Annotated in this window: 16 protein-coding genes; 10 read left to right on the top strand and 6 right to left on the bottom strand. The window is 43.6% G+C overall.

Annotated elements, in window-relative coordinates; all coding sequences use genetic code 11:
• Window positions 1-29 precede the first annotated feature (29 nt).
• On the bottom strand, window positions 30-2,060 hold the full coding sequence (locus ViNHUV68_RS06740) for a cache domain-containing protein (RefSeq protein ID WP_038174813.1): 2,031 nt from the start codon (window positions 2,058-2,060) through the stop codon (window positions 30-32).
• Window positions 2,050-3,498: a sigma-54 dependent transcriptional regulator gene (locus ViNHUV68_RS06745; RefSeq protein WP_038174706.1), complete on the bottom strand. Its 1,449-nt coding sequence runs from the start codon at window positions 3,496-3,498 to the stop codon at window positions 2,050-2,052. Before ViNHUV68_RS06745 ends, ViNHUV68_RS06740 begins: the two co-directional genes overlap by 11 nt.
• Before the next feature lie 256 nt (window positions 3,499-3,754).
• Between ViNHUV68_RS06745 and ViNHUV68_RS06750 the strand changes: the two genes are divergently transcribed.
• From ViNHUV68_RS06750 to ViNHUV68_RS06780, 7 genes are all read left to right on the top strand, one after another.
• Window positions 3,755-4,573, top strand: coding sequence for a substrate-binding domain-containing protein (locus ViNHUV68_RS06750; protein ID WP_391090075.1), 819 nt, complete (start codon window positions 3,755-3,757; stop codon window positions 4,571-4,573).
• Window positions 4,574-4,579: 6 nt separating this feature from the next.
• Window positions 4,580-5,278: an ABC transporter permease gene (locus ViNHUV68_RS06755; protein WP_391090077.1), complete on the top strand. Its 699-nt coding sequence runs from the start codon at window positions 4,580-4,582 to the stop codon at window positions 5,276-5,278.
• Window positions 5,279-5,281: 3 nt separating this feature from the next.
• On the top strand, window positions 5,282-5,998 hold the full coding sequence (locus ViNHUV68_RS06760) for an energy-coupling factor ABC transporter ATP-binding protein (protein WP_038174702.1): 717 nt from the start codon (window positions 5,282-5,284) through the stop codon (window positions 5,996-5,998).
• A complete protein-coding gene (gene mobA, locus ViNHUV68_RS06765; RefSeq protein WP_100752289.1) occupies window positions 5,976-6,560 on the top strand; it encodes a molybdenum cofactor guanylyltransferase MobA in 585 nt (194 codons plus the stop codon). The genes ViNHUV68_RS06760 and mobA overlap by 23 nt, the downstream gene beginning before the upstream one ends.
• Window positions 6,560-8,332 (top strand): bifunctional molybdopterin-guanine dinucleotide biosynthesis adaptor protein MobB/molybdopterin molybdotransferase MoeA, encoded by a 1,773-nt coding sequence (locus ViNHUV68_RS06770; protein WP_391090079.1) that lies wholly within the window; start codon window positions 6,560-6,562, stop codon window positions 8,330-8,332. The genes mobA and ViNHUV68_RS06770 overlap by 1 nt, the downstream gene beginning before the upstream one ends.
• Window positions 8,333-8,394: 62 nt before the next feature.
• Complete coding sequence (locus ViNHUV68_RS06775) at window positions 8,395-8,661, top strand: DUF2960 domain-containing protein (RefSeq protein WP_038174699.1); 267 nt, start codon at window positions 8,395-8,397, stop codon at window positions 8,659-8,661.
• Between the two features lie 157 nt (window positions 8,662-8,818).
• On the top strand, window positions 8,819-11,302 hold the full coding sequence (locus ViNHUV68_RS06780) for an EAL domain-containing protein (RefSeq protein WP_391090081.1): 2,484 nt from the start codon (window positions 8,819-8,821) through the stop codon (window positions 11,300-11,302).
• A 48-nt stretch (window positions 11,303-11,350) separates the two neighbouring features.
• Here ViNHUV68_RS06780 and nagK read toward each other — a convergent pair whose 3' ends face one another.
• Together nagK and ViNHUV68_RS06790 are read right to left on the bottom strand one after the other, a co-directional pair.
• Entirely contained in the window at window positions 11,351-12,262 is a 912-nt protein-coding gene (gene nagK / locus ViNHUV68_RS06785; RefSeq protein WP_391090083.1) for an N-acetylglucosamine kinase, read from the bottom strand.
• Between the two features lie 145 nt (window positions 12,263-12,407).
• Window positions 12,408-13,148, bottom strand: coding sequence for a tRNA-uridine aminocarboxypropyltransferase (locus ViNHUV68_RS06790; RefSeq protein ID WP_038174695.1), 741 nt, complete (start codon window positions 13,146-13,148; stop codon window positions 12,408-12,410).
• 64 nt (window positions 13,149-13,212) lie between these two features.
• On the opposite strand from ViNHUV68_RS06790, the gene ViNHUV68_RS06795 reads away from it, so the two are divergent.
• Window positions 13,213-14,004, top strand: a complete 792-nt coding sequence (locus ViNHUV68_RS06795; RefSeq protein ID WP_391090284.1) for a sterol desaturase family protein — start codon at window positions 13,213-13,215, stop codon at window positions 14,002-14,004.
• A 40-nt stretch (window positions 14,005-14,044) separates the two neighbouring features.
• Here ViNHUV68_RS06795 and ViNHUV68_RS06800 read toward each other — a convergent pair whose 3' ends face one another.
• Window positions 14,045-16,078 (bottom strand): methyl-accepting chemotaxis protein, encoded by a 2,034-nt coding sequence (locus ViNHUV68_RS06800; RefSeq protein WP_391090085.1) that lies wholly within the window; start codon window positions 16,076-16,078, stop codon window positions 14,045-14,047.
• Between the two features lie 83 nt (window positions 16,079-16,161).
• Between ViNHUV68_RS06800 and ViNHUV68_RS06805 the strand changes: the two genes are divergently transcribed.
• Window positions 16,162-16,677 (top strand): NlpC/P60 family protein, encoded by a 516-nt coding sequence (locus ViNHUV68_RS06805; RefSeq protein WP_391090087.1) that lies wholly within the window; start codon window positions 16,162-16,164, stop codon window positions 16,675-16,677.
• 17 nt (window positions 16,678-16,694) lie between these two features.
• On the opposite strand, the gene ViNHUV68_RS06810 is transcribed toward ViNHUV68_RS06805, so the two are convergent.
• On the bottom strand, window positions 16,695-17,039 hold the full coding sequence (locus ViNHUV68_RS06810) for a DUF3802 family protein (RefSeq protein WP_038174688.1): 345 nt from the start codon (window positions 17,037-17,039) through the stop codon (window positions 16,695-16,697).
• Between the two features lie 349 nt (window positions 17,040-17,388).
• Here ViNHUV68_RS06810 and ViNHUV68_RS06815 point away from each other — a divergent pair, with 349 nt between their 5' ends.
• A complete protein-coding gene (locus ViNHUV68_RS06815; RefSeq protein ID WP_038174687.1) occupies window positions 17,389-18,255 on the top strand; it encodes a fructosamine kinase family protein in 867 nt (288 codons plus the stop codon).
• The last annotated feature ends 206 nt before the right edge of the window (window positions 18,256-18,461 follow it).

The raw sequence follows: 18,461 nt of genomic DNA on the forward strand, positions 1-18,461 counted from the left end.
TTAACTTCAAGCTTTGTTTTTATTTCGACCTATAGATTTGTCACCAGCAATTCAACATGTGCCCGTTCCGGCAGGTATATCGAAAAGCGGCTGCCCTGCCCCAAGGTTGATTCAACCGTGAGTTCTCCACCTGATTGGCTTAAAATACTTTGCGATACCGACAGGCCTAAACCAGTTCCATCACGCTTAGTGGTAAAGAAAGGGGAAAACACTCGGTTTAGGTTTTCTGGTTTGATACCGCAGCCCTGATCTTGGACATGAATCACCACACCACGGACTTCACCATTATCAATCCAATCTTCACTCGTGATTGTCAGTTCGCCCTTGCCTTGCATGGCGTGGATACCATTGATCTGTAAGTTAACCAAAATCTGCAAGAGCTGATGGCGATTGATCTCAACACAATGGTGAGCCTGTAACTCAGTATGAAACACCACATCACGTTTCTTTGAGCCAGTTTTGACCAGTGTAATGCTCTCTTCAATGATGGGGTTAACATGCTGCCAAGTAATTTCGTCCTGTACACCGCCATGGCGACTGTATTGCAATAAACTGCGGGTGATATTGCGGATACGGTCGATTTGAACGTGAATCGCCTCAATTTCCTCGGCGACACGTTGTGACTCGTCCCCCAGTTCAAACTGAATCAATTCAATATTTCCTAGGATCACTGCGGTTGGATTATTGATCTCGTGCGCGATACCTGCGGTCAACTCGCCCAGCGCCGCGAGCTTTTCATTAACAACCAATTTGTCTCGCGTTTGGTTAAGCAGTTGAATGTGTAGCTCAAGTTGTTCGGTTTTCTCTTTTAAGCTGATGGTACGGTCATTGACTTTACTCTCGAGCTCACCCGCTGCGCGTTCCAACTCATTTTTACGTTGTTCTAGCAGATCAAGCATATTATCGAACTGTTTGGCCAGTTGGGCTAATTCATGATTCTCGTCTAACCCTAAGTGACCGATCCGGGTCTCTTTGTCGAGTTGAATCATTTTGACCACGCGGTGTATATGTTCAATCGGAATAAACAGATCGCGTGAGCCTCGATAAACCAGCAAACTTGATAACAACAGCAGCACTAATGTGGTCACGGATATTTCCGCCAAATTAGTCATGTACGTGGTGACAAAGGGCCACATCAAATAACCGGTATAAAGCATGCCGATGACATTGTCGTATTGGTCATACAGTGGTTTGTAAGCGGTGATATACCAGGCGTCATAAACAAAGGCTAAGTTAACCCATTCTTGACCATCAACGAGTACCGTTTGCCTTACTTCATCGGATACCCGAGTGCCGATCGCGCGCCCCAATCGATCATCACTGTCGAGTGGGACATTGGTGCTAACGCGCAAGTCATCAAGAAAAACGGTTAGCGTTCCAACAGGCCTTAGGCTGTCTTGCTTTGTCGGATAGATGAGGTCGCGAATAGCGTCGACTAAATTGGTGCTGTTATTGAGCAGTAATCCACCATCAAGAAAACCAATGATGTCACTTGTTTGGTTGTAAATGGGAATAACCGTTCGACTCACCAAACCACGCCCTTCAACCTGATGGCTGTTGAGGATTGGCGTCTGCGCACGCTTGACTAAATCGTCACCCAATTCGCTTAACTCTTGCGTCGTCAGTACATCAAAAAACGATTCGCGCCGAGTCAAATCCATAAAGCGAAATTTGCTCTCTATGTTATCAACACGATGAAAGCGAAGAAAATCAAGTTTATAGTGATGACGCTGTTGAGAAACCCAGTGTTGTAAATCACCGAGCTCAGTGACAGGGTCACGATAGCGTTTAACAAATTCATAGGAGTGAGCAAAAGCTTGAACATGATTAGCTTGTTTTTCTTGGATCAGTTCAATACTGTTTTCAGCCACACCTAGACGCTCTGAAACATCCACCAGTGCACTTTGCCACGTGTAATGTATCGACCAATAAATCGTTATACCAATTAAAGCAATCAGAGTTAATACAATCGGCGCCGAAGTCAGAATCATCAAGCGATAACGCACCATGGTTTTAAAGCGATAACGCCATTTTGACCAAAAAGTCGCGTTAATCGACATAGCTTGACTCTTCATTTTCCCACTCTTTGAATTTTCGCTCTAACGTTTTACGCGCCACACCAAGATCGCGCGCGGCCGCCGACTTGTTACCGCTGTGGTAATCGACCAACTGTTGTATGTGCGCTTTCTCAACCTCTTTAAGATCCCAATCGTTTGGATAACCTTGCTGTTGGTGACCATTTGATGTCAATTCAATCAGTTCGGCGCCATTTGACACTGTCATCGTAACCGATGGTTTAAAAGTGTCGCCATGATTGTCTCGCCAGTAATGCGCTGGCGGCTTGCCAAGTAAGATACAGCGCTCAATGAGATTTTTTAGCTCACGAATATTGCCGGGCCAATCGTATTCATTCACCGCGAGAATATCTTCGTGCGCCCATTGTGGATCCGGCATACCCAATTCTGAGGAAAGCATTTTGGTAAAAAATGGCACAAGTTCTATCAGATCGGCCTTTCTCTCACGAAGAGGCGCCACTTCAATCTTGAGCACATTGAGTCGATAAAACAAATCCTGTCTGAAGTTGCCATTACTGACTTCTTGTTGAAGATTGCGGTTGGTTGCAGCCACCACTCGAACATCAACACTGACTTCTTTTTCGCAACCGACTGGGCGAATGGTTCGCTGCTCTAACACGCGAAGCAGCGCTGATTGCATGGCAAGTGGCATTTCACCGATTTCGTCGAGAAATAAGGTGCCGCCACTGGCAACGCGAAACAAGCCTTCACGGCTCTTCTTTGCCCCAGTAAAAGCGCCAGCATTATGGCCAAAAAGTTCACTTTCTAACAGTTCAGGGGCAATGGCCCCACAGTTAATTGGAACAAAGGGTCCACTGCGCATACTCGCTTCATGCACGCCACGGGCGACCAACTCTTTGCCGGTGCCAGATTCCCCTTCAATCAACACCGAAGCACGTGATGGCGCGAATTGCGTGATCAGTTGTTTTAACTGCTTGGTCTTTTCTGAGCCACCAACAATATCGGTGGTGATATGGCGGTTAAAGTCGTGTTGAAGTGCATACTGATGACGTAACTCTAAGCGCTTATCCATGCAGCGCTGCACAGCTTGTAACATTTGTCCAAGATTGAATGGCTTCAGGATGAAATCAGAGGCACCCAGCTTAAGGGCACAGATGGCAGTTTCTAAATCGGCATAACCCGTCATAAAAATAACGTCGGCCTTTTTATCAGGATCGTTAAATGCTTCTTCCCAATCAATGCCTGAACGTCCGGGTAAGTTTATATCGAGCACGATCAGATCGTAATGATTGGCAATGCGCAGTGCCTCCGCCTCTTCAATGCTGCCGACACAATCGACTTTAGAGAACCACTTACTCAGTGCTTTGTCTAAAATCGTCTGCATTCCGACTTCATCATCAACGACGAGAACGGAAAAGGCTTGATATTGCGACGCTTTATTAGGATCAAGTGATGGAGGCATAACGATTATTTCAATTGATGATGAGTTGGGTCAGAGTGTACCAAGTTTCTTATCCGCTGACTTAATCAATGTGGGACATTTTGTCCCTCGTCATAGTTTAATGCTTTAACTTGTTGATATTTCATTTGAAACCATACACATATTTCTGGCATTAAGATTGCTTAATATGCGTGCCAACTTATAAATCAATACTAAATGTTGGTGAACCGTGGCATAGGCTGCGGTTTTATAAGCGAAGAAATGGAATGATAATAATATGAAAGCAACAACGATTATATTTGCAACAACGTCACTCGCCCTTGTCAGTTACTCTGCCCTAGCAGCGGATGAGAAGCCCCACGTGCGCTTAGCCACGACAACCAGTACTTACCATTCTGGATTGCTCGATTATCTTTTACCAAGGTTTGAACAAGACACAGGTTACAAAGTTAATGTAATTGCAGCGGGAACAGGCAAAGCGCTCAAAATGGGCGAGAATGGCGATGTTGATCTCGTTATGACTCATGCACCTAAAGCAGAGGCTAACTTTGTTGTGCAAGGCTATGGCATTTTGCCTCGTCAACTAATGTATAACGACTTTGTTGTTGTTGGCCCAGACGCCGATCCAGCTAAAGTAACTGAGCAAACAAACGTTACCGAGGTGTTTAAGTCGATTGCTACCAGCAATGCAACCTTTGTTTCTCGTGGTGATGATTCTGGTACAGATAAAAAAGAAAAAGCCATTTGGCAACAAGCCCAAATAGAGCCCAATTTCGGTGGCTATCGCAGTGTAGGCCAAGGTATGGGCCCAACACTTAATATGGCCAATGAAATGCAAGGTTACACGATGACAGATCGAGGCACTTGGCTTGCTTACACCAACAAACTTGACCTTAAAATCTTATTTCAAGGTGACAAGAGCTTATTTAACCCCTATCAGGTGATTTTGGTTAATCCTGAGCGCTATCCAGGTATCAACTACCAAGGAGCAAAAGCATTCAGCGATTGGTTGGTCAACCCTAAAGGTCAGCAGTTAATTAATAGCTTTTCACTCAACGGCACCCAACTGTTTGTTGCCAATGCTGATGAGCAGTAATTGAAGATGAGTTTGTGGCAAACAACCCTTGATGCACTCGCTTTATTAGTCAGCTTTGATCAAGAGCTTTGGCGAATTGTTGCGGTCTCTTTTAGTGTCTCTTTGTCTGCGATCTCGATAGTGTTGTTTCCAGCTATTATTTTCTCATTTCTGCTCGCCTATACTGAGTTCAAAGGCAAGTGGGTTTTGTTGTCTCTCATCAACACTCTACAAGCGATTCCAACCGTGGTAATTGGCTTGTTGCTTTATATGTTGTTGTCGCGATCAGGGCCACTCGGCGATTGGCAAATGCTGTTTACTCAAAAAGCGATGATCGTTGGCCAAATGTTAATTGGTTTTCCTGTTTTGGTTTCAATGATGCATGGGGCATTGCAATCTAGCGACCGTCGTGCGGTAGAAACCGCCGTGACACTGGGTGCCAGCGTGCCACGTATTATCGCTACCATGATTTGGGAAACGCGTTTTCCGTTGATGGCCGCCGCGATCGCGGCGTTTTCGCGTATTGTTACCGAAGTGGGCTGTTCGACCATGGTCGGCGGAAACATCATGGGCATTACGCGTAATATTCCTACTGCCATTGCCATGGAAAGCCACAAAGGCGCCTTTGCTCAAGGTGTCGCTTTAGGCATAGTGTTACTCACGTTAGCCTTGGTACTGAATTTCTTTCTCACTAGCATGCGTGGAAAAGGCTATTTAAGGACGTAGTACATGACGATAAAAATGACTGCTCAACAGCTGTCGATGCGTTTCAAGGATCGAGTTCTGTTCCATATCCCAACGCTGTCTATCGGCCCGAATGACGCCATCTACCTCAAAGGGGACAATGGTGTGGGCAAAACGACGCTGCTTAAAATTCTATCTGGACTTATTAAGCCCACAACTGGGAAAGTCAACGCACCCAACGATAGTTGGCTACAACGTGTTTTCCCACGCAGCGGTCGCAACCAAGTCATTTATCTGCACCAATCCCCCTATTTATTTGATGGTACTGTTTACGAAAACATCGCTTACGGTATTCGCTATCAAAAAGAGCCGTTAAAAGATAAGCGAGCTCAAGTAATTACTGCTCTGCGTATGGTAGGCTTAGAAACCCTTGCTGATGAACATATTTCGGTTTTATCAGGAGGAGAGAAACAGCGCGTGGCCATGGCGCGAGCCTGGATTTTAAAGCCTTCTATTTTATTGATGGATGAACCGAGTGCTTCACTTGATCAAGAATCAATTGATCGCTTAGTCGTAATGGCGCAAGATCTATTAAACCGTGGATCAAGTTTAGTGATTACGAGTCATCAGAAAAATGCATTGACTGGCCTGTGCCGGAAACAATGGTGGATCAAAGAAACCACTTTAATAGAGGCACCGCTGCTGCAAGTCATCACCGATAAAGAGATAAAGAATAGTTATGCTTCTTCCAACGCAAACTAGTTGGGTTATTTTGGCTGGTGGTCAAGCTAGCCGCATGGGTGGCAATGATAAAGGTCTAATCCTGTTAGACAATAAACCGTTAATCCAACACGTCATTGATCGTCTTACCCCACAAACATCACAGATTTTAATCAACGCTAACCGTAATCAAGCAGAGTACGCTCAATTTGGTCAAGTGTTTGGCGATGAGTTTAAACAATACCCAGGGCCGATGGGTGGTATACATGCTGGCCTACTTAATGCGCCAACTGACTGGGTTGGATTCGTTCCGTGCGATAGTCCGCAAATTAATCACGATTTAGTTGCTCGTTTTTGTGCAGCCGTGACACCAGAGAGTGATATTTTGGTTGCTCACGACGGTGAACATCAACAACCTGTCTTTACCCTTTATCACAAACGTGTATTACCTAAGTTAACCGCATTTCTTGAGCGTGGCGATCGTAAGATTATATTGCTCTACAAAGAGTGCAATACTCACTATGTTGACTTTAGTGACTCTGCTGACTGCTTTGTTAATTTGAATACACCTGAAGAACTCTCTCAATTTGGAACGCTGAACTGATGACTTACCCATTCCCTATCCCTTTGTTAGGTTTCGCTGCCTATTCGGGTACTGGTAAAACAACATTACTCGAGGCGTTACTGCCGAAATTGACCGATGCGGGTTTGCGCATTGGTATCCTTAAGCATGCTCACCACAACTTCGATGTCGATAAGCCGGGCAAAGACAGCTATCGCCTGCGCAAGGCGGGAGCAACCCAGATGTTAATTTCATCACGCAACCGCTTTGCTTTGATTACAGAAACCCCACAGCAAGAGTCAAGTTTTGACTATCTGCTGAGCCGATTTGATTGTGATTGCCTTGATATTATTTTGGTTGAAGGGTGCAAGAATGTCGCCTTTCCTAAACTTGAACTTCATCGCCAAGCACTCGATAAACCTTGGCTGTATCCCAATGACGATAATATTATCGCTATTGCGGCTGACAGCGAAGTGACCGATTCTGATTTGCCTCAGATGGACATTAACGATCTTGAGACAATCAGTCAGTTCATTATCAATTATGTCGCGAATCATTCTTCTGAACACAACAAAATGAGTGCGACATGTTGTGATGTATTATCTCCGGCCTTTTTGTCGGTGGAACAAGGGCTGCAAAAAATCCTTGCCTTAATTGAGCCCGTCCAAGCTAAAGACAACTGTGCAATTGAAAATGCATATGGACGTGTTTTATCGACTGACGTTATTTCACCCGTCAATGTTCCTCAATACACCAACTCGGCCATGGACGGTTATGCCATTCGCAGTACAGATATAGGCCGTGAATCTTATCAGGTTATCGCTGAGGTCTTTGCTGGGCATGCCTACGATAAACCGCTACTTGAAGGGCAAGCGGTGAAGATTATGACTGGCGCTCCAATGCCTATCAATGCCGATACTGTTGTCATGCGCGAGCAAGCTCAAAGCAAAGGTGACAGTGTCACATTTAACGCATTAATAAAACCACAGCAGAATGTTCGTCAAGCGGGTGAAGACCTTGAGATCGGTAGCCATGTATTCAAGCAAGGGCAACGTGTCACTTCAGCTGAAGCAGGCATGTTGGCTTCATTAGGATTTGCTCATTGCTCGGTATTCAAGCCGTTAAAGGTTGCGGTATTTTCAACTGGTGACGAAGTGCAAGCTCCAGGGAGTGAACAGCAAGCAAACTCAATCTATGACTCCAACCGTTTTACCATTATGGCGCTGCTGCAACAGCTTGGTTGCGAGGTCTTAGATCTGGGCATTCTTGAAGATAATCAACAAGCGATTATGTCTGCGCTTGAAAAGGCCTCTCATGACGCCGATGTGGTGATTACGTCTGGTGGTGTTTCTGTTGGCGATGCCGACTACATTAAATTGGTTTTAGAACAACTTGGTCACATTGACTTCTGGCGTATCAACATGAGGCCAGGCCGTCCCCTCGCCTTTGGTCATATCAACAAGAAGCCTTTTTTCGGTTTACCCGGCAATCCTGTAGCGGTCATGGTTTCATTTATTAACTTTGTCGAACCTGCACTGCGTAAAATGCAAGGCGAAATAAACTGGCAACCACTCAAAGTAAACGCTATTGCTGAAGAGTCTCTTCGTTCTCGTCAAGGACGCACAGAGTTTAGCCGTGGTATTTATCAAATCAATCCATTGGGTCAATTAACAGTACGCACCACAGGTAAACAAGGTTCGGGAATATTACGATCCATGAGTGAAGCCAACTGCTTGATTGAAATCTCCCCTGCTATCGATACGGTTAAGCCGGGAGAAAGCGTGACAATCATCCCACTTCAAGGCAGAATCTAGCCTACTAAATGTTAGACCAGTGTGTCACTGGTCTGTTTTATTAATATCTAGGATGCTTTTTTATGTCTCGCACCATTCTCTATACCTACAAAGATGAAGAAAAAACGCTTACCTTTTCTTATCAACAACATCACTCTATACATGAAGCGGTAGCTGAAGCTGAAGGCATTGATATTTCAGGGTATTTGAAAATGGAACAGCAAATAGAAGCCATCTCTGATACCAAAGCAGTGCGCAACTATCGCGATAACCATTTTAGAAAGCTCGGCTTTAGCAAAATAACGCTTAAACAGAAAGAAAATCGCGGAGTGGGCAAGAAGAATGATTAGTGAATATTAATGGGTATTTATTCATTTCTTCATTAACATTTTTTCATATCTCTGGTCACAAATCGTCAAACGTACAATATACTTCGATAGTCAATTGTGTGACTATCGTTCCTTATTTTGATGATTATTTCACCAAGCCAAGGATGACCGATTTTCAATGGAATCGCTGATCAAAAAAATCATTGATTCGAAAGATGATATGGAACTGTACCAACGTTGCCTACATGAAGTTTTTCTGCGTTACAAACCCGATCACTGTTTGATCGCAGAATACAACTTAGAGCATCGCACAGCGCAAACCCGTTGTTATCTTGTACAAGGAAAACTTGCCGACAATATCCGTTATTCTCTTGGCGGAACACCATGTGAAGAGGTGCTAGATAGCGTCGATATCTGTATCTACGAGTCCCAGATTCAACAGCAGTTTCCTCAAGATGAAATATTGCAAGTCATTGATGCGCAGAGTTATCTTGGCATCCCAATTCAATCACGCACTCACAAAGTCGTTGGTGTTATTGCTTTAATGTATAACACTGACCTACCAAATATGTCATTTGACAAAGATTGGTTAGAAACTCTGGGCTATCTGATTGGCAAAACTATCCTTCAGCAAAGATTAGGCCACCAAAAAGATCATTTATTAAACCTATTTGATCGTTCTGAACAGCTGACCAATAGTGGCTCCTGGACTTGGGATGTAGTGAACGATCATTTAACCTGTTCGCATAACCTTATCCACTTGCTGACCGCTGATCATCCGTGCCAGTTCTGTTTTGATTCATTTTTCAGCCACTATATTTTCCAAAGACTTAATGATTTTGAGCACTTCAAAGCCCAATTACTGAGCAAAAAGCCAGTCATGCCCGTAACTGTTTTCAAGGAAATGAGTTCAAGTGGATTGCAGTTAGAAATTAGTTACTCGCGTAATTATGCACTCGATGGGACCTTAACTGAGATTGTTGGCAATATAAAAAATGTTACTGACATTTCTGAGCTAGAAGCAGAGTTCAGTTTGGCGCAAAAAGTCATTGACCTATCTCCTAATGGGGTATTAATTACCGACAAGTACAACCGTATCATTAAGTGCAATACTCGCGTTGAGTCCATTACCGGTTATTCGGCACAAGAGCTTGAGGGCAAAACGCCTGGTGTATTAAGCTCAAACCTTCATCCTGCTGAATTTTATTATTCGATGTGGTCGAGCATTCAAAAAGATGATCTGTGGAAAGGTGAAGTTTGGAACCAGACCAAAAGTGGCGCGGTTTATCCAGAGCAGTTATCGGTGTTTGTCTTACGCAATTATTTAGGTGAAGTGCAAAACTACATTGGAATTTTTGAAGATATCAGTCTGCAAAAATCGATTGAAAATGAGTTATCACGCTACAAAAATCAATGTGATTTCACTGGATTAATGAAACGCGACAAGTTTATCAACCAACTTGAACACGACCATGAACGAACGATCGTAATCGTCGACATCAAACGCTTCTCTTCATATAACAACATGTATGGTGAATCGTTCGGTAATAAACTTCTGATTCATGTTGGCCAGCTTCTCCACAGTAACTTTAATAGTGACACGGTCAACATCTGTCGCTACGGGGCTGATCAATTTGCTTTGAGTATTGCCCCTCAAGTTGAACACCTACTGCCTCAGTTGATCGACCGATTAAAACACGTCATTGAGTCACCCTTTAGCATTGATAATCACGCCATCGAATTGATGGTCAATATCGGCTACTCTGCGCACCTTTCGAATATCGATACGCATCCGATCAAACAAGCGTATTACGCTTTGACTCATGCTAAAAAGGCAACCACAACCGCAACCATCGCTTACTCACATCAATTAGAACAACAAGTTACCCGTCGACATGACTTGAGTATCCGTTTGAAAAAGGCGATCCAAGAGAAAAATATCGATGTAGCTTATCAAGCGATTTACGACCTTGAGACTGACTCCGTGGTTAAACTGGAAGCGTTGGCTCGCTGGAATGATGGTAATGAGTCGATCCCTCCACATGAGTTTATCCCCATTGCCGAAGAGTTTGGTTACATCTTCCAGCTAGGTCAATTGGTGTTAGAGAGAGCTTGCCATGACTTAGTACAGCTCAAACAGCTCGGGTTCGACCAAATCTCGATCAGTGTCAATCGTTCTATCGATGAGTTAAGCCAAGAGAGCCTTACCCATTGCTCTATTATTGAGATCATTCGGCACCATGGTCTCAATGATGGTGATATTGTGATTGAAGTGACGGAATCCATTCCATTAGACGGCAAGCCTCACGTTCAAGAGTTACTCAAATTTTTAAGGCTGCAAGGCGTTCAAGTGGCGCTCGATGACTTTGGTACGGGGTACGCCTCCTTTTCAAACCTGATGAAAAACACCATCGATATTTTAAAGATAGACCGATCTTTTATTGTCGACATTGAACATAACCAAGATAACGTTGTGCTCATTCAATCACTTAACTTGCTCGCTAAACAACTTGGTTTAACGGTGATCGCTGAAGGTATTGAAACGGCGCAACAACTAGAAATACTACGCCGACTAAACTGTCGTTACATCCAAGGCTATTTTATTAGCAAGCCAAAACGGATTGAAGATATCATCATCGATTTGGGTAACACTACTCAATAAAACACTAACGGGAGCAATGTGCTCCCGTTAGTCGTCAGTTTATTACTTTCACTTCTTAATATTTAAGAAAGCTGCCCCACGGACACCGCCAGAGTCACCGTGTTTAGCTTTAATGATCTTTGGACATTTTGCTACCGATAACAAATACTTCGGCACGCGTTTTGGCATCTCTTGATAGATAAGTTCAAAGTTTGATAGACCACCACCAAGCGCAACAACGTGTGGGTCATTTGCGGTAAAGATGTTGCCAAAACAGATAGCCAGTAACTCCATAAAGCGCTCAACATGTTCGCATGCTTGCGGTTCACCCGCTTCATAAGCTTTAATGATGTCGATTGCTTTCTTGTCTTCGGCAAAGTAATGATTGTAAATAAGTTCGAAACCACGACCAGATAAGTAGCTATCCAAACAGCCTTGTTTGCCACAGCCACAACCTAATAACGGCGCATTCTCGCCTAAATGGAACCAAGCATCGAGTGGTAAACGCATATGACCCAATTCACCGGCAACGTGGTTACGACCAGAAAATACTACGCCGTCATAAACCAATCCGCCACCAAAGCCAGTACCAAGGATCAAGCCCATTACTGAGGGTTCATCTTTAAGTTCATCATCCCAAGCTTCAGATAAGGCAAAACAGTTAGCGTCATTTTCGATTTTTACGCTGCGGCCAATTTTGGCTTCAAGGTCTGCACGTAATGGCTTACCTTTTGCTGCGGGCACGTTAACCGTCAGGACAGTCGCATCGTCAGCATCTTCCATACCTGGCAAACCAAGACCAATTTTCCCTTCACAATCAAACTGTTGATCGTACTTACTTACTAAGCCTGCAATGGTATCAACCAATAGCGCGTAATCGTCGGTTGGCGTTGGAACGCGCTCAGTTGCAACTCGTTCTAATTTATCGTTAAACGCACCAAACTCAATCTTGGTACCGCCAACGTCAAAACCGTAGTACATCTCAATCTCTCCCAGAAAAACAAAAATAAAATTCAAATAATCGAGCTATTATCCATATAGCTACGCCTACAAACTGTGACATATCACTGATTTAGCCGTGGGGTGAGCCTGGTTGGACAGTGTGTGTCCAACCAAAAGCCAATAATTAGAGCGATTTCTCGTTTCTTTTTCGCTCAATAAAGCGTTGCAGTATTGGCCTGCCATCATCAGACTTCGCACGACTTTTACTGTGCATATAACTCTCTTTGAACACGTCAAACCACATTGCTAAAGTTTGTGATAAATGCGTCTCTCCCAACTGCTCAAAAACCAGTGTCGCCACTTCAGCGGTGGCTAAGTGTTGTTCGTTGTCAGAACGACGCATCAAGTAGCGAGAAACCGCTTGAGGTTCAATAGACACCACCGGCAAACGGTCGAGATAAGGCGATTTTCTAAAAATACGCCTCGCTTCGCGCCAACTGCCATCAATAAAGATCAATAAGGGGATTTTGCCTTGGCATCGTGTTATCACATTTTCCCCCACCAATCGGGTATCATCATCGACGTACTCTTTGGGAAAGATCACCAACGGTTGATAGTTAGGGTTCGCCAATAGCTCAAGCATCGCTTGATCAGGGTCTGTCCTACTCCATTGAAACGCGTAGCCTTGATGGACAGTATCTAATATGAGTCGCCCAGTATTACTTGGTTTGAACACCTCATTTTCGGATAACAGCAACATGACTGCCAATTTACTATCGATATTGGGTTGGTGTGGACACAGGCAGTGTTGTTGTGCGACTTGGCAATATTGACAACGTTCGATTTTGCTGCCTCTGGCGTTAAAAGGCTTGGTTGAACGCTCTAGTCGCTGCTGATAGAGGTGATGAAAGGCGTGGATTCTCATAACAGATCGTAATAATGTTAGGGTCTGCCAGTTTACTTAGCGTTACTCACGTTGCAAGGACATTATAATGCAAGATGCCGAACTGATTCGTTTGAGCTTTTTTATCACCACATTAGTTTTATGTGCGGTGTGGGAATGGAAAATGCCGCGCAAAGTGTTAACGCAAAATAAAACTTATCGTTGGCTCAATAATTTAGGATTGATTGGCTTCAACTCGCTCTGTTTAAGCTTGCTCATGCCGATTGTCGCGTTCGGGATGGCCCATTATGCAGAGCAACACGAGCTAGGGTTATTTAATCAATGGCAACAGCCCGCTATTGTAGAGATTTTCGCAGCCGTCATCATCTTAGATTTTGTTATATATCTCCAGCACTTAGTTTTTCATCGTGTCCCTTGGCTATGGCGTCTACATCGAATGCACCACGCCGATCAAGATATTGACGTCACGACTGGTACTCGCTTTCACCCACTAGAAATTCTCTTGTCAATGTGGATTAAAATCGCCTGTACGTTAATGCTAGGTATTTCGCCACTGGCCATTATTGTCTTCGAAATCGTATTGAATGTGAGTGCTATGTTCAATCATAGTAATGGCTACCTACCGCTAAAACTGGATAAATTACTGCGAAAAATCATTGTCACCCCAGATATGCATCGTGTTCACCATTCTGTTATCACACAAGAAACCCATTCTAATTTTGGCTTTTTCCTGTCGGTTTGGGACCGTTTATTTCATACCTATCGTGCCCAACCTAAGCTTGGCCACCAACGGGTTAAAATTGGTATTCCACTCTTTCAAAGTGCTAAGGAACAGCGGTTGGATAACATGTTGTCGCAACCATTTCGCAATCGCTAGTTAGATTTTCGAAGCGTTTGGATACTGAAGCGGTGTTTGTTTATGAGACTACGTACTTATGTAGCATTGCCTGTTGGTGACCAGCAATATCCGCGACCTGTTCAGAACTTTCAACCATCGATTCGAGCTGCAGCTTAGTTTGAGTACCTTGATCCGATACCCGTGTTATCGACTCACTGACATATGCTGTGGCACTTTGTTGTTGTTCGGTTGCAACAGAAATTTGCTCGACTCGATTGCGAATATGCATTACCGCCGTTTCAATATCGACAAATGTTGATTTGACTAACTCACTGGAATCGAGCGCATTGGCCATCTCTTGACGTGACTCATCAACGGCCATTCTTGAGCGTTCAGCGGCAGCAACCAATTGATTCATCCGCTCACGTATACTCATGGTTTGACTCGAGGTATCGCTGGCGAGTTTTCGTACTTCATCGGCCACAACGGCAAAGCCACGTCCTTGCTCACCTGCCCGCGCCGCTTCAATTGCCGCGTTCAAAGCCAATAAATTGGTGCTCTCTGCGATGCCTGAAATTAAGTCAACCATCTCACGAATTTGTTTGACACGCTTATCAAGCTCTACCATCGAACCTTCGTTGGCGTTCAATGTTTCTTCTAGCCTACGTAAGCGGGTCTGATTTTCTTCAATTGCCAATACTCCGCTAGCAGAGTGTTCGCTGGCAGTAGTCGACTCTTGATAAGATTCGTTAGTGATTAATGCAATCTCTTTTATCGATGCTTCGAGTTGATTGATTGTCGTCACCATGCTCGCCAAAGATTCGTTTTGCTCGGTAAGACTTTGGTTAGATTGCTCAGCAGCACCATGGCTGATTTCAGCCGTTTGATATAACGTTTCGCAGTTTCTCGTTACTGTACTGATCGATTCTTTCGTCGACGTGATCACTTGATTGAGTTTTACGGCGACCTCTTTCATCTCTAATGGGCCAATCAATTCGACTGTCGCCGTCAAATCGTGTTGCGTCATGTGATTAAGGTTGGACAAAATATTCACTAAGCCTCGATGAATCCAACGACGCAGTAACAACCAAGTCAATACAACCGCAAACACCAACACAGCGCCACTGACCAATAAAATCGACTTGACCAAATCCATGGTTGAGCCCACCACATGTTGACTGGTATTAATCAGAGATTGTGCTTGATAAGAGATGTGATTTAATTGTTTGATGGTTTGGCTGGCAAGCATCGTGACCTGTTCAACCTCATTCATCTGTTGGTTGGCCAATTCAAGCTTATTAAGAATTTGATCAACGATTCCCAAAGGCTTAAAGCCCTCTTCAACCATTTGATAACCCGCCGTTAAACTTGCAAAATCAACCACGTCGGGGTGCCATTGCTTAAAATCATCGTAAGCCAAACTCACCCCTGCCAAACGATTTTTCATTTCACGGTATTCTTGCTGTGCGTTGGTTAAATCGGTCTGCATCATTAGTTCAACAAAAGCGCTTTCCATCGAACTAACATTAGCGATAAAACGGTTGGCCGCATCCGCTGATTCTGGGTTGTCCCCACTTAAAAACGAACTAATTCGGCTCATTTCTGGACCGATAGAACCTAGGCCATATCGAAACCCATCCAACTCCTGATTGATATCGGCTTGGCGTTGCAGCAAATCGCCTTGTGTTTTCATCACAGTCGCACTGAATTGATTAAGCTCAGTGATCCGGGTAAACAAGGTGTCTATTTGTTGGTTATCGATCGCCGTATCGTAATCACTGGCAATCAAACGCACTTGTTGGATCAATGAGTCTGTATCTTGTTTTAAACGTTCGATCTGAGTTGATATCACATTGAGTGCTGGTTTTCCGCGAGTTTGCGTTGCATAACTTAACTGTTTGACTTGCTCTAATATAGTTTGTGTCAGACTAGCGTTGGTCATGGCAAGAGGCAGTGCGCGCTGTGACAAATCGGAAAATTGTTGACCGATACGCTCTAGACCTTTAATACTGGTCGCAGAGAGTAGAACAACCAGTAAGGTAATAGTAATAAATACTGTACTGATGGTTTGAATCAATGACAGTTTAAATCGGCCTTTATTCAACGTGTTCATACGAAATGGTTTTCCTACAGCTTAGATTCACTGCAGGCATGGTATGGGGCGTTTATTACGTTTAGATTTCATGGAAGGGATTAATGAGTCAGTGGTTATCTTGTGCGAGTCAGTTCAAAGCTTTGCTGTTATGTTCAGCGTTAATCGGATGTAGTTCTCAACCGAATGTTGAGTTCACTCAGCAACACGTAATGCCCTTATCTAGTGAAGAGAAGCAATTGAAGCGCTCGTTGATGGAGGTATATAACGTTTGGCAGGGTGTTCCATACCGATTGGGTGGCAGCTCACTCAATGGCGTGGATTGTTCGGCGTTTGTGCAAACAGCCTATCAACAGGCAATGGGTTATCAAATACCAAGAACAACCCTAGAACAAGTCAAGATCGGACGCGAGATCTCATATCAACAGGCAAGCGTAGGCGACTTGGTCTTTTTTAAAACCTCGCCCAAAGTGCGGCATGTTGGCGTGTATATTGGCAATAAGCAATTTATGCACGCGTCAACCTCTAAGGGGGTCATTATTTCTAGGTTAGACAACCCTTACTGGGCGTCTAAATACTGGCACATTAGGCGAGTCAGTTTCTCGTTTGAACCCCACTAAGGCTGGTCGTATATCAACTAATCGTATGTCGCGACGGCAGAGTCGAATAAGTTTTTTACGAGCGCAATATATTCATCCAAAAACAGTATCTGCTCATTGGTAGCAGGTTTACCCCAAACCCCAGCCAGCACTTCGCCAAGATCTTCTACTACTGAATCCGCTTCTTTTAATAATTGAAAACGAACACTTGAATGAAGTTCTGGATTTTGCTCAAAAATGGCCATGATGTTACTCGCAACCATGTCAGTCACAACATCTTCAACGCTCTCTGTCCCTGTATCACTATCTTCACGAGCAAATACATCTAAGTTAAAAGCTAAGTGCTCAATAAGAGCTAGGTAACCATCGGTTTCAACAACCACAGTTTATCTCCATTCAATACATACGTAGAGTTACACCTTTAATACTAAGACATATCAAGGACGTTACACAACCTAACCAGTTATGGTTGCTGATTTATTCGACAATTTGAGTCAACTTCCACTTACAAAAGCTAACACAACTTCCAATCAAAAGTTTGAAATTGGCAAAAATTTATCAATCTGATTCGAATAATAGAGCATTTTGGCCAATAACCAGCGACCCAAGTCACACTTTAAATGTATAACGTTTTGTTTCAGTTAAACGATTGAATTTTTTGCACTAGTAGCCATTATCTTGCTCTACGATCATCTAAACTAACAATATTGTAATCCAATGATGGAATGAATTATGTGGCAAGCTATTGCAAAACAGCTCTCTGACACTCTGCTGTTCACTTTCCAGATCAACGAAAAAGAGAAAGTCAACGGTGGTGATATTAGCGATTGCTATATGATCTCGGATGGTCAACAGCGCTATTTCGTTAAAGTAAACCAGCGTGACTTTATCAACAAATTTGAAATCGAAGCAGAGAACATCCGTATTCTACGTGAAAGTAACACGGTGTTTGTTCCTGAACTGATTATGACGGGCACGTCTAAACAACACGCTTTTATTATTCTCAATTTCTTGCCCACTAAGCCACTGGACGATAATAAAAATAGCTACGCATTTGGTCAACAACTGGCCCGTTTACATATGTGGAGTGAACAGAAAGAGTATGGTTTTGATCAAGACAACTACATTGGGTCGACACTCCAACCGAATAAGTGGGACAAAAAGTGGTCTCGTTTCTTCGCCGAGCAACGAATTGGTTGGCAATTACAATTAATGCGGGAAAAAGGCATCAATCTTGTCGATATCAATGAATTTACCCAATTGATCCATGAAAAGTTAGCTAGCCACCAGCCCAAACCATCTCTGTTGCATGGTGATTTATGGCACGGTAATGTCGCTAACTCTGTCGTTGGCCCGATTTGCTATGATCCAGCTTGTTACTGGGGGGATCGAGAATGCGATCTAGCCATGACAGAGCTATTTGAAGGATTTCAGCCCGAGTTTTATCAAGGTTATGAAAGCGTTTTTCCACTCGATATTACCTACGCTGAGCGTAAAGACATCTATAATCTCTATCATTTGCTCAATCATTACAATCAGTTTGGTGGACATTACCTAGAGAAAGCCGACCAAATGATTAAGCGAATACTTTGCTTTTAATGTTAAATATTTCCTTAGCTAACAGTGGTTTACATTTTGTTACATTGAACGTGTCAACTAATTTTAGTCGTAAAGGTGACGCTTGATTAAGGTAAGTCGCCATTTCCTTACCTTAATCAAGGTTTATACTTAATTCATGTCTAACACAAACTTTTAGCCTTACTATTATTATGACAAGCCAATCTAGTTATTGGACTTGACGTAAT

This window comes from Vibrio sp. NH-UV-68, from assembly GCF_042940635.1.
In the GTDB taxonomy this organism is placed as follows: Bacteria; Pseudomonadota; Gammaproteobacteria; order Enterobacterales; family Vibrionaceae; genus Vibrio; species Vibrio pacinii.